The sequence below is a fragment of the Kitasatospora sp. Ki12 genome (genome assembly GCF_054601375.1).
Genome location: NZ_BAAIHT010000002.1, coordinates 2,282,167 through 2,294,585, shown reverse-complemented (window position 1 = coordinate 2,294,585; position 12,419 = coordinate 2,282,167). Strand labels below are relative to the sequence as shown.

The window sequence follows — 12,419 nt, the reverse complement described above, 5'->3', positions numbered from 1 at the left end:
CCGGCCGCCCTCCTCCGCCGGGCCGAGGCCCCGGAACCCCGCCAGGGTTCCGGGGCCTCGGCGCGTTCAGCCGGAGGAGAAACGGCCGCCGGAGCAGCAGCCCGAGCCCCCCGTCACCCCTCCGGCAGCTCCACCGCCTGCCACCGGTACGCCGCGTCCTCCTGCCAGACCTGCAGCTCGCCCTCCACCACCGCGGCCAGGCAGAGCCGCCAGTCGTCCCCCATGGCGAGCGCGACCCGGGTCGCCGGGCGCAGCGTCGGCCGCCACCAGCGCGGGCGCCGGGAGGCGCCGCCGGCCGGCAGTCGCAGCCGTACGCCGCCCGCGCCGGCGAGGGCGATGGTCGGGCCGCCGCGGTGGCCCACCATGGCGATGCCGAGGGAGGGTTCGCCGTCGCCGATCTCGGTGCCGGGCCCGGCCGCGCCGAGGGTGTGCAGCTGGACGGAGCCGTCCGGCCGCAGGGTGGCGGCCCGCGGTCCGGCGGAGGTACGGGCCAGCGCCCCGGCGCGCGGGCTGTCGGCCGGGCCGAGCGGGGCGGGCGGCTCGGCGGAACCGGGCCGCCAGCTCAGCACCCGTCCCCGGTGCTCGACCAGGACCAGCCAGCAGCCGGGCCGTTCCTCCAGCGCCGCGAGCACCCGGTCGGCGGGGCAGCCGGACAGTTCCTGGCCGGTGAGGGTGAGGCCGGGCGCCCAGCGGTAGGAGCGCAGCGCGCCGCCGACGGCCGTCCAGACCGTCATCTCCCCGCCCGGGCCGACCGCTCCCGCCAGTCCGTTGACGCCGCGGGCCGCCTCCCACCAGCCGGCCGCGGTACCGACCCAGAGGGTGTTGCCGCGGTCCTCGGCGCAGACCACCAGCTCGCCCTGGCGCCCGGCCCAGCCGGCGGCCAACTCCCGTACCGCGCCGGGGCCCTGGCCGGCCGGCAGCCGGTGGGCGGTGCGGCCGGGGCCGGCCAGCGCGGTGCCGTCGGCGCCGCCGGTGACGACCAGCGGGCGTCCGGAGCGGTCCGGCAGCACCGCCAGGCCGGCGGTGCGGGCCACCGGCCGGTGGGAGCGCAGCAGTTCGCGGCCGCGGCCGGCCCACGGGCCGAGCGGGGCCGGGCGGCGTTCCGGGTCGCGGGCCAGCGGCTCGCACGCCCAGCGCGCCAGCTCCTCGCCGTAGCCCGCCGCGAGCAGCTCGGCGCGGGCCTGTTCGGCGGCCAGCCGGTGGTCGAGCCGGCCGTGGTCGGGCAGCAGCAGGGTGCGGGCTAGGGTGCCGACCGCGAACAGGTCCTTGGCGGTGGTGGGGAAGCCGCCGACCTGCTCGGCCTCCGGCGGGACGTGCCCGGGGGTGAACACCGCGACGGTGAGGGTGTGGTCGAGCGGGGCGAGGAAGGTCAGGTCGATCAGTTTGACCACGCCCTGGCCGTCCACCAGGACGTTGGCGGGGGAGATGTCGCGGTGCACCCAGCGCTTGCGGTGCAGTTCGTCGACGATCCGGCAGAGCCGCTCCAGCACCTCGGCCACCGCCGCCGGACCGCCGCGCTGGGTCCGGGCCCAGGTGTGCAGCGGCACGCCTTCGACCCACGGCGAGATCTGGTAGCCCAGCAGCCCGCCGGAGGACACCGCGCCGGGCCGGTGCGGGGAGGGGCCGAGCAGGAAGCTGGGCACCACCAGGTCGGTGACGCCCAGTCGGTGGGCGTTGTGCGAGACGTCGTCCCAGCGGCCGAGCCAGCGCCGCACCTCGGACGGGTCGCGCTCCAGCATGATCTTCGCGGCGACGAGTTCCTTGCGCCCGTTGTGGCCGGTCCGGACCGCCCGCCACACCTCGGCCTCGCCGCCCCGGTGGTGGAATTCCAGGAGTTCGTACTGCTCGGGGTCGAACTCCGGACCGAACCTGAGCCCGGGCACCCAACGCGACTCGGACACACGACCCCCGACGCTTCCGAACCGTTCGACGGTTCTGACCGCTGCTGATGCGCTTGTTGACGTCCCGCCGACGCGCTTGTCCGCGTCCTGCTGCCGCGCTGACCAGGATAGTGCTCTTTCCTGTTCGTCTGTCCGATCGAGGGCCTATTCTGTTGGCGCTCGAGCAACATCACGACACGACGTCAACTCATGATCATCCAAAGCTGCTTGATCATGGAGCGGACGACATCCTGACACAGGGGGACGGTGCATGGCGCTGCTAGCGGTGCTGCTGATCGTGGTGGCACTGGCCGGTGCGGCCGCCGTCGTGCTGGCGCGACGCCGACGGATCCTGGACGCCGAGGCCGCGACGAAAGCCCTGGCCGCGGCCGCCGAACGGCTCACCGCGGGCAAGGCCGCCCAGGCCCGCCGCCACTACGCCCGGATCGCCGGCCGACTCGCCGCCGGGCCCGCCGAACTGAGTCCGCACCGCGGCCTCGCCCTGCTCGGCCAGGCCGAAGCCACCATCCCCACCGGCGACCAGCAGGCCACCCTCGCCCTGTACCGCGAGGCCTTCCCGCTGCTCACCGACCCGGCCCGCCAGCTGCCCCGCTGGAGCCTGCGCCGCCTCGCCGACGAGCAACTGCACACTGCCGACGGCGACCTCGGACCGCTGCTTGCCCTCCTCCAGGCCACCGCCGCCGGCGCCGAACCCGGCGAGGAGGCCGACACCGCGGCCCGCGCCCTCGACCGGCTGCACCACCGCTGCCGCGAAGGCGCCCCCGCGCGGCGCGAGGACGCCACCGCCCGCGCCCTCGCCGCCCTGCCCGGCCGCGACTGGCCGGTCCTCGCCCGCGCCGCCCTGCTCCAGGAGACCGACCGCGCCGCCGAGGCCGAGGCCCTGGTCGCCGAACGGGCCCCCGGCGGCAGCGGCGAACTCTGGTTCCGCCGCGGCGTCCAGCTGTACGGCCGGCACCAGGACGGACCCGCCGGCGCCGCCTTCGACGAGGCGCTGCGCCTCGGCCCCGGCGAGCCCTCGCCGTGGGGGCGCGGCCCGGCCCTGCGCACCGACTGCCTGCTCTTCCGCGGCCTGGCCCGGCAGCGCCTCGGCAACACCGAGGCCGCCTGGAGCGACTTCGCGGCCGCCACCGCCGAGGCCCCGACCGACCCCCGCCCCCGCTACGCCCTCGGCCGGCTCGCCCTGCTGCTCGGCGCCGACGACCAGGCCCGGGAACAGTTCACCGCCGCCCTCACCGTCCAACCCTCCTTCGCCCCGGCCCGGTTCGGCCTCGCCCTGGTGCACGAACGGGCCGCCCGCCCCGCCGAGGCCGCCGCCGACTACCGGGCCGGCCTCGGCCAAGCCCCCGACTGGCGCCCCGCCCGGGTCCGGCTCGGTGCCGCCCTGCTCGCCGCCGGACGGGCCGACGAGGCCGAACCGCTGCTGCGCGCCGAGTCCGACACCGAACCGGGCACCCGCTGGACCAGGATCGCGGCCTTCCACCACGGCCTCGCCCTCGCCCGCACCGACGACCCGGCCGGCGCCCTCGCCCGCTGGGAGCCGCTGGAGGACGAGGACCTGCGCGAACGCCAGGCCCTGGCCCGCGACCGGCTCGCCCGCACCCGCCTGGCCACCGACCCGGCCGCCGCCCGGGCACACTGGCAGCGCGCCGCCGCCGAACACCCCAGCGCCGCCGGCTACCGCACCGCGCTGCGCGAGGCCGCCCTGCGGGAGGCCGCCCACCTGCTCGTCACCGGCCGCGACCACCCCGAACCCCGGGCCCGCGCCACCGCCGCCCTCGCCCTCGCCGACACCCTCCCCGGCGCCCTCACCCACCGCCAGGCCCGGCTGCGCGCCGCCCTCGCCCTGGCCGAGGGCGCCACCGAACCGGTCACCACCCTGCTGGACGCCTCCGGCGGCCTGCGCGACCGCTACCACCTGGCCGCCCTCGCCCTGCTCGCGGGCCGCCCGGCCCAGACCATCGCCCTGCTCGGCCCGCCCGACCCGAACGGCGACCCAGCCGTCGCCCGGCTGCGCGCCCTGCTCGCCGAACGGGCCGGCAACTGGACCGCCGCGCTCGACTGGTACCGGCACTTCCTGAACGCCGGCCCCGGCACCGGCCGCGCCCCCGGCACCCCGCCGGACCACGCCCCCGGCGGCTGCGCGGTCTGCGACCGCCCCGCCACCGGCGCCTGCGGCGGCTGCGGCCGCGAAGCCTGCGCCGACCACCTGCACACCGCCGCCGACGCCGCCTCACCCCGCTGCGTCCGCTGCGCCGGCCCCGCGCTGCGCGCCGTCCTGGACTGCGCCCGCCGCGCCGGCACCCCCGAACAGGCCGAACCCGTCCTGGCCGGCTGGGCGGCCGCCCTCGGCGACAGCGCCGCCGCGGGCCCGGTCCGCCTCGACCTCGCCCTGCTGCGCGCCGAACTCGGCCGCCACGACGAGGCACTGGCCGACCTCCCGGCGGACGCCGCGGCCTCCCGCGCCGCCGTCCTGGTCCGCAGGGCCGGCGCAGCCCTGGCCGCCGACCGGCCCGGAGCGGCCGCCGGCGACCTGCGCCAGGCCCTCGCCCTCGCCCCCGGCCACGCCCAGGCGGCGGGCACCCTGGTCCTGCTCGCCGAGCACGAGGCGCACCAGCACGCCACCGAGGGCCGGCACCGGGAGGCCTGGACGGCCTACCGCGAGCTGCTCCGCGGGGACCCGGCACACCCCCGGCTGCTGCACGCCCTCGGCCTGGCCGGCTACCGCCTCGCCGCCGGTGCCGACTCAGCCGCCGATCCGGTCGCTGCCGACTCCGCCGCCGACCTGACCGCTGCCGCCGACCCGACCGCCGCGGGGACGACCGCCGCAGGGACGACCGCTTCGGCGGCGGCCGACGAGGAGGTCTGGGCCTGGACGCTCGGCTGCCTGGTCGCCGCCCTGCACCAGCCCGAGCTGTGGGACGAGTCCGCCCGGATCACCGGCCGCACCCCCGAACCGCAGCGGCTGGCCGCCGCCCGTACCGGCCTGATCGACCGCCTCCGGGACGACCTGCGCGCCCTCGACCGGGCCGCCGGCCGCAGCGGCGACGAGGTCACCTCCTGGACCCTGCGCCTCGGCCTGGAGGCCCACGCCGCCGACGCCTTCGCCCAGGAGCACGTCCGGATATCCCTGCCCGGCCGCCCCACCCGCCGGCTGACGGCCGGCCCCACGCTCGACCGGCTGCTCCGCGCCGAGCCCGGAACCACCGGCTGGGCCGAGGCCTTCGAGCAGGCCGTCGGCGCGTGGCGGCGGCGCACCATAGCCGCCGACGCCCCGCCGCTGGTCCGCGCCGTCGGCCTCTTCGGCCCGCTCGGACCGCAGCGCTACCTGCAGCTGCAGGGCCGCCAGGCCGCCGCCGTCGCCGCCCTGGACGAGGTGGCCGAGGGCGAGCGCGGCGAGGACTGGCAGGCGCTGCTCGGCGCGTCCCTGATCAGCCAGGCCCGCGAGCACCACCGCAACCAGGACTGGCGCGAGGCCCTGGACTGCCTCACCCGCGCCCGGGCCGTCCCCGGCGTCGACCTGCCCGCCGACGCCGCCAGGATCGCCGCCGAGTCCGGCGTCCGGGCCGCCCGCGCCCTGCTCAAGAACACCGTCGACGACCAGCCCGGGGCGGCCGAACTGCTGGAGAAGGCCTTCGCGATCGCCCCCGACGACCCCGAGGTGCGCGGCGACCTCGGCGCCACCTACGCCCAGTGGGCCCGCAAGATCAACAATGAGGACAAGGACTACGGCCGCGCCATCGAACTGCTGCGGAAGAGCCAGGAGCTCGCCCCCGGCGACCCGACCGCCCGGCACTTCCTGGAAGCCGCCCTCGGCAACCGGGCCGGCCAGCTCAGCCGCGCCGACGCCCCCGACCCGGAGCTGGAGGAGGCCGCGGAAGCCTGGCGGGCCCTCATCGCCATCAACCCCGACCCCGACCACCGGCTCGGCCTCGCCTTCGTCCTGCGCCAGCTCTCCCGCTCCGCCGCCTTCGCCGACGACCGCGCCCGCGCGGTACGGCGGATGGCCGAGGCGCTCGACGCCGACCCGGAGTGGGACGGCGACATCGACCGCGAAGCCCCCCGCCGGGTCGCGGTGATGATCGCCAACCACGTCGTGGACGCCATGCAGGACCGGCCGTTCACCGCCCAGGCCGCCATGCTGCAGAAGGCCAGGTCCTACGACGACTCGACCGACATCTGCCGCCTGATGGTGAGCATCTGGCGCGGCGAGGCCATCGGCCACTACGAGGCCCGCCGCTACGTCGAGGCGATCCGGCTGCTGGAGGAGGCCCTCGGGCTCTCCCGCAGCCCGGAGGACACCGGCAAGCTGCACCGCGAACTCGGCATCGTCTACGGCTCGTACGCCGTGCAGCGGGCCAACGCCCGCCAGCTGCGGGAGGCCCGCGACCTGGCCCGCAAGGCCGTCGAGCACAGCCCGGAGGACTCCGAGCTGCGGGCCATGCAGCGGCGGATCAACGCGCTCTACTGACGGCAACCGCACGGCACTTGCCGTCGTCCTTCAGCCGAGAGCCCTGTCGCCGACCCCGTCCGTTCAGCCGATCCAGCCGTCCCTACCGATCCAGCCGCCCGAGCCGTCAGCCGTCCCAGCCGTCGTGAGGAGAGACCGCCCGCCATGCCACTGCCAGAACCGTCGCCGTACGAGGTGCTGGGCATCCCGCTCACGGCCGGAGTGCGCGAGATCAACCTCGCCGTCGGACCGGCGATGCGCGCGGCCCGCTACACCCGCCAGCAGATCCAGGAAGCCGCCGCACTGCTGCGCAACCCGGACCGCCGGCTGGAGGCGGACCTCCAGCAGCCGCTCCCGCCGGAGCCCGTCGAGCAGGCCGCCGAGCTGCTGGCCCCGGCCCTCGCCGAGCCGCTGCTGGTGATCGAGCGGCCCCCGCTCCCACCCGTCCCCGCCTTCCTCACCCTCCACCGCGCCGAGCTGGCCGCCGACTTCACCGATCCGGCCCCGGCCGGCACCGACCCCGAACCCCCCGTCCCCGCCCGCTACGCGGCCGACCTCTCCGTCCTGCCGCAGATCGAGGTTCCCGATTGACTTCCTCCCCTCCTGAAGGAGGGCGATTCCCCTCAGCCTCGCGGCTGAGCCGCTGCGCGTCGGCGCTGCGGTGGGACTACTTCCTGCTTCACCGACGACCGCCCGCCCGGAGCGCTCCGTTGAGGTCTTACACCGTCTCCACAGGCCGACACCGCCAGTCCGGCGGCCAGGATGTTCTTGGCTGCGTTCACGTCCCGGTCGTGGGTCGTGCCGCAGCCGCATGTCCAGGTACGGACGTTCAGCGGCATGCTCGCCGCGATGGTGCCGCACGCCGAGCACAGCTTGGAGCTGGGGAACCACCGGTCAACGGTGATCAGCTCGCGGCCGTACCAGGCACACTTGTACTCCAGCATGACCCGCAGCTCGCTCCAGCCCGTGTCACTGATCGCGCGGGCCAGCTTCCTGTTCTTGAGCATGTTGCGGACCATCAGGTCCTCGATCACGATCGTTTGGTTCTCACGAACGAGTCGAGTGGTGAGCTTGTGGAGGAAGTCCCTGCGCCGGTCGGCGATCCCGGCCTGGATCCTGGCGACCTTGGTCCGGGCCTTCCCACGGTTCGCCGATCCCTTGGCCTTGCGGGCAAGCACCCGCTGCGCTGTCGCGAGGTGTCCCCGGTCCCGGCGTTCATGCCGGGGGTTGGTGATCTTCTCGCCGGTGGAGAGTGCCACCAGGCTGGTGATCCCGACGTCGATGCCGACCGCCGCGTTCACCGGCTTGGCCATGGTCGGCCGGTCGTCGCACAGGATCGACACGAACCAGCGGCCCGCACCGTCCTGCGACACCGTGACCGTGGACGGGGCCGCCCCCTCGGGAAGCGGCCTCGACCACACGATGTCGAGCGGCTGATCCATCTTCGCCAGGGTCAGACGCCCGTTCCGGAACCGGAACGCCGAGGACGTGTACTCGGCGGACTTCCTCGACTTCTTCCGGGACTTGAACGTCGGGTACTTCGCCCGCTTCTGCCAGAAGTTCGAGAACGCCCCTTGAAGATGCCGGAGCGCTTGCTGCAACGGGACCGACGACACTTCGCAGAGGTAGGCCAGCTCTTCAGTCTTCTTCCAGGCCGTCAGCATCGCCGACGTCCGGTTGTAGTCGACCCTCTCCTGGCGCAGCGTCCACGCCTCAGTCCGGGCCTGCAACGCCATGTTGTAGACCTTCCGCACGCATCCGAACGTGCGCGACAGCTCAGCTGCCTGCGCATCGGTCGGGTGGAAGCGGTACTTGAACGCCCGCTTGACGTGGGTGGTCGCCATGGGTCACACATTAACACCCATTGTTGTAGCAATATAACGGACAGTCACAATTTGGATATTCCAAGCCGCATTGGCGGCGGTCTGCCTATTCCTGTCCCGCTACATGGGAGTTCGCTCCCTATCCCGGCTGAAGCCGGGGGTATCCATGAAAGGATCCGAATGACCGACGCACCGACCGTGACCCCGCTCGACGGCCACCGGCCGCTGGAGATCCCGCCGGGGGTCGAGGAGGTCGACCTGGAGCGGAAGTTCGTCCAATTGCTGTTCCGGGCATCCCTGTTGGGGAGCAAATTGACGGAGCAGCGGCAGGCCGCCCGGGCCGAGCAGCGGGAACTGCTGGGCGTCCTGGTCGACGTGGACGACGCGCTGGCCGCGCTCGGGCTGGATCGCGAGCTGGTGGCGATGGGCCGGGGCGAGGGCATCGAGGCCACCCGGCGGCGGCTGCTCGGGCGGCTGGCGAAGGCCAAGGTGCGGCCGATGCGGCTGGAGGGGATGACGGCGGACCCGGACCTGGCGGAGATCGTGGGCGTCGAGGCGAGGCCGGGGGTGGCGCCGGAGACGGTGGTACGGACGGTGCTCGCCGGGTTCTTCTGGGAGGACGAGGTGTTGCGACGCGCCCAAGTGGTGGTCGCCGCACCGGAGTCGGAGCAGGACCCGGAGCCGGTGGCGGCGGTGACCGCCGGGGCGGTCGCGGAGCCGGAATCGGAAGCGGAAGCGGAAGCGGAAACGGCCGGAGCGCCCTCGGCCGGGATGACCTCGGCCGAGGTCGAGGAGGCGCTCCAGGGCGCGGAGTCCGAGCAGCCCGAGGGGGCGGGGGAGCCCGAGGCGGTGGTGCCCGTCCGGGCGCAGCCCAAGGCGGCGCCGCCGCGGGCACGCCGGAAGGCCGCGGTGTCGGGCAAGCGGGCCAAGCGCAAGAAGTAGCCAGGACCACGAGGGGCAAGAGGGGAACGACATGTACCGCACACTCGGCATCGACCTGGGCACCACCAACTCGGTGGTCGCCCACCTGCGCCGGGGCGAGCCGGAGATCATCTTCAACCGGCAGAACCAGGAGGGCACGCCCTCGGTGGTCGGCAGCGGCCGCAAGGGCGAGCTGCTGGTGGGCTCCACGGCGCGCGGCCGGATCGCCATCGACGGCGTCAACGTGATCCGCTCGGTGAAGCGCTTCATGGGCCGCAAGTTCAAGGACCCGCAGGTCCAGGCCGCCCTGAAGGAGGTCGACTACAAGGTCACCGCGGGCACCGACGGGGACGTCAACGTCTGGTTCAACGGCCGCTCGTACACGCCGATCGAGATCTCCGCGATCATCCTGCACCGGCTCAAGGAGGACGCCGAGCAGCGCTTCGGCGAGCCGTTCCACCGGGCCGTGATCACCGTCCCCGCCTACTTCGGCGAGCGGCAGGTCGCGGCGACCCAGGAGGCGGGCCGGCTGGCCGGCCTGCACGTGCTGCGGATCATCAACGAGCCGACGGCCGCCGCGCTCGCGTACGGGATCACCTCGGAGGCCGGCGACGAGGGCAAGACCGTGCTGGTCTACGACCTCGGCGGTGGCACCTTCGACATCTCGATCCTGCTGCTGGTGCCCGGTTCGGTCTCGGTGCTCGGCATCGAGGGCGACAACCTGCTCGGCGGCGACGACTTCGACCGGGCGATCACCACCGCGCTGCTGGAGGACATCCGGGAGGAGTACGGCTCGGACTACCAGCCGGACCTGCGCGACCGCCCGAAGATCGCCTCCACCGCCGAGACGATCAAGATCGAGCTCTCCAACCAGGAGTCCTCCGAGGTCATCCTGCCCGGTCTCGGCGCCGGACAGCTGGTGCTGGAGACGGAGTTCGAGCGGGCCCGGTTCGAGGAGCTGATCGAGGCCCAGATCGAGCGCACCATCGAGCTGACCCACAAGGCCATCATGCAGGCCAACCTGACCGTCGGGGACATCGACGAGGTGGTCCTGGTCGGCGGTTCGACCGCGATCCCGCTGGTCGCCAGGCGGCTCGGCGAGGTGTTCGGCCCGCGCCGGATCCGGCGCGGCGTCAACCCGATGCAGTGCGTGGCGCTCGGCGCGGCCGTGCAGTCCGCGCTGGTCGGCGAGGTGGAGTGCCCCGAGTGCCGGGCCCCCGGCGACCTCTCCGCCTCCAACTGCGCCAACTGCGCGACCTCCCTGCTGGGCGGCGACCGGGTGTCCTGCCAGACCTGCCACATCCCGGTCGACTCCGCGGCCGCGGACTGCCCCAAGTGCGGTCAGTCCATGGCCGGTTCCGGCGGCGCCGGCATCCCGAAGCAGACGCAGGCCACCACCGTGGTGCGCGGCGACAACTGCCCGCGCTGCGGCACCCCGGCCGCGCCCGGGGTCACCGCCTGCGAACTCTGCGGCGAGGCGCTCAACTCGGCCGCCCCCGGTCAGACCAGGGTGGCCTCCACGGCGGCCGAGGACGTCGGCCTGCGCTGCGGCTCCTGCGGCCAGGTGAGCCCGCCCGGCAGCGAGATCTGCACCGGCTGCGGGGAGTTGATGCAGGTCACCAACCCCTTCGACATCACACCGAAGAACCTCGGGATCGAGCTCAACGACGGCCGGCTCGCCGTCATCATCCCCAAGAACACCAGCTACCCGACGAGTTCGCCGGTCAGCCGGGAGTTCGTGGTGTCCGGCAGCGGCCGCCAGCGGCTGGAGATCGCGGTCTACGAGGGCGAGCACGAGATCGCCCAGCAGAACGAGCTGATCGGCCACCTCACCCTGCGCCTGCCCGAGGGCCTCGGCGGCCGCACCCCGGTGGAGGTGGCCTTCGGCCTCGACCGGGACCGCACCATCACCCTGTCGGTACGGATCCAGGGCGGCGCGGAGAAGACCGTCAAGCTGGAGCGGGTCACCCTCGACCCGGAGCTGAAGGTGCAGGTCGAGGAGCAGCAGCGGCAGATCGAGACCTTCACCGACCGCTGGGGCGGCGAGCTGACCGAGGCCGAGATGCGCGAGGCCCAGCGGCTGATGGACACCCTGGACGACCTGGCGGCCGGCCAGACCCGCGGCCAGTCGGTGGACGAGGCGCTGGAGCGGGCCCAGCGCCAGCTCAAGGCGCAGCGCTGGGTGCGCGGCTCGGAGGCGTACCTGAGCCTGTTCATCCACTACTGCGAGAAGCTCCTCGACCCGAGCGACCTGGACCGGCTCCGGTCGGTCGCCGCCGAGCTGCGGCTGAAGCGCGAGGCGGCGGACTGGGAGGGCGCGATGCGCGCGGCCCAGCGGGCGGACGAGCTGTGCGACTCGCTCGGCCACACCATGCGGATGCTCACCATGTGCAACGTCTACGTGACCCAGAACATGGTCTCGCCCGCCCTCGGCCAGCTGATCATGGCCGAGCTGCGCGGGCTGGACGCCGCCGTGGAGGCGCCGAACATGGAGGAGGTCAACAAGCACATGTCGAACCTGCTGGCCCTGTACGCGCAGGCGCAGCGGGAGCTGGGCAGCGAGCCGAGCGCCGAGTCGCTGGGTCCGGTGCGCCCGGAGGAGGCCGGTCCGCGATGAGTGTCGTGCCCGAGAGTGCCGTGTCCGAGAGTGCTGTGCCCGAGAGTGCCGTGCCCGACCTCCAGGTGCTCTGTCCGCTGTGCAAGGTGGCGGCGGACCCGGCGAGCCTGTGCTGCCCCTCCTGCCGGGAGGACCTGTCCGTGCTGTTCCGGCTGCGTTACGCCGGTCGGATCGACTTCAACCGGGCGTTGGAGGCCCTGCGGAACGGGGACGCGGCCGCCGCGGCCGCCCTGCTGCGCGCGGCGCTGGCGGCCGAACCGGAGCTGGATCCGGCGCGTGAGCTGCTGGAATCACTGAGCGTGGCCGGGCCCGGCGGGCCGGATCCGGCGAGGCGGGAGGGCGACACGCCCTCTGAGTGACCAATTCGGCCGCTCTCGACCTGCCGTCGAGTTCGATCGGTGCGAGTGTGATCGTCACACGGATGTTCGCCACCCTCACAAGGAGTGACGCAATGCGTCTTCGCACCTACCTCGCCGCCACGGCCGTCGCCGCGGTGTGCGTCCTCGCCGGCGCCGGTACCGCTGCGGCCGGCGGCGCCACCGCCAACGGTGTCGCCTTCGGCTCGCCGGGTGTCCTGTCGGGCAACCAGATCCAGATCCCGATCAACATCGAGGCCAATGTCTGCGGCAACACGATCGGCGTCATCTCGATCCTGAACCCGGCGATCGGCAACACCTGCATCAACGCGTGACCTGAGCTCCTGGCCCCGG

General features: G+C 74.3%; 8 protein-coding genes. 6 read left to right on the top strand and 2 right to left on the bottom strand.

Annotated features, from left to right (window positions below; all coding sequences use genetic code 11):
- Positions 1 to 113: 113 nt before the first annotated feature.
- Positions 114 to 1,901: a serine/threonine protein kinase gene (locus tag ACYP53_RS27495; protein WP_459649391.1), complete on the bottom strand. Its 1,788-nt coding sequence runs from the start codon at positions 1,899 to 1,901 to the stop codon at positions 114 to 116.
- Positions 1,902 to 2,151: 250 nt separating this feature from the next.
- Here ACYP53_RS27495 and ACYP53_RS27490 point away from each other — a divergent pair, with 250 nt between their 5' ends.
- Positions 2,152 to 6,369 carry a CHAT domain-containing protein gene (locus tag ACYP53_RS27490; protein WP_459649390.1) on the top strand — a complete coding sequence of 1,406 codons (4,218 nt, stop codon included), beginning with the start codon at positions 2,152 to 2,154 and terminating at the stop codon, positions 6,367 to 6,369.
- A 144-nt stretch (positions 6,370 to 6,513) separates the two neighbouring features.
- Positions 6,514 to 6,939, top strand: coding sequence for a hypothetical protein (locus tag ACYP53_RS27485; RefSeq protein ID WP_189916963.1), 426 nt, complete (start codon positions 6,514 to 6,516; stop codon positions 6,937 to 6,939).
- Between the two features lie 32 nt (positions 6,940 to 6,971).
- Here the strand turns inward: ACYP53_RS27485 and ACYP53_RS27480 are convergent, their stop codons facing one another.
- Positions 6,972 to 8,192, bottom strand: coding sequence for an RNA-guided endonuclease InsQ/TnpB family protein (locus ACYP53_RS27480; protein WP_459649389.1), 1,221 nt, complete (start codon positions 8,190 to 8,192; stop codon positions 6,972 to 6,974).
- Positions 8,193 to 8,351: 159 nt separating this feature from the next.
- Between ACYP53_RS27480 and ACYP53_RS27475 the strand changes: the two genes are divergently transcribed.
- The 4 genes from ACYP53_RS27475 (at position 8,352) to ACYP53_RS27460 (ending at position 12,400) form a co-directional block, all read left to right on the top strand.
- Positions 8,352 to 9,113: a nucleotide exchange factor GrpE gene (locus tag ACYP53_RS27475; protein WP_459649388.1), complete on the top strand. Its 762-nt coding sequence runs from the start codon at positions 8,352 to 8,354 to the stop codon at positions 9,111 to 9,113.
- Between the two features lie 31 nt (positions 9,114 to 9,144).
- Positions 9,145 to 11,709: an Hsp70 family protein gene (locus ACYP53_RS27470; RefSeq protein WP_459649387.1), complete on the top strand. Its 2,565-nt coding sequence runs from the start codon at positions 9,145 to 9,147 to the stop codon at positions 11,707 to 11,709.
- A gap of 20 nt (positions 11,710 to 11,729) precedes the next feature.
- The gene (locus tag ACYP53_RS27465) at positions 11,730 to 12,068 is read left to right on the top strand and encodes a hypothetical protein (RefSeq protein WP_459649386.1); all 339 of its coding nucleotides are present in this window, start codon (positions 11,730 to 11,732) and stop codon (positions 12,066 to 12,068) included.
- Positions 12,069 to 12,160: 92 nt separating this feature from the next.
- Positions 12,161 to 12,400 (top strand): chaplin, encoded by a 240-nt coding sequence (locus ACYP53_RS27460; protein ID WP_189916973.1) that lies wholly within the window; start codon positions 12,161 to 12,163, stop codon positions 12,398 to 12,400.
- The last annotated feature ends 19 nt before the right edge of the window (positions 12,401 to 12,419 follow it).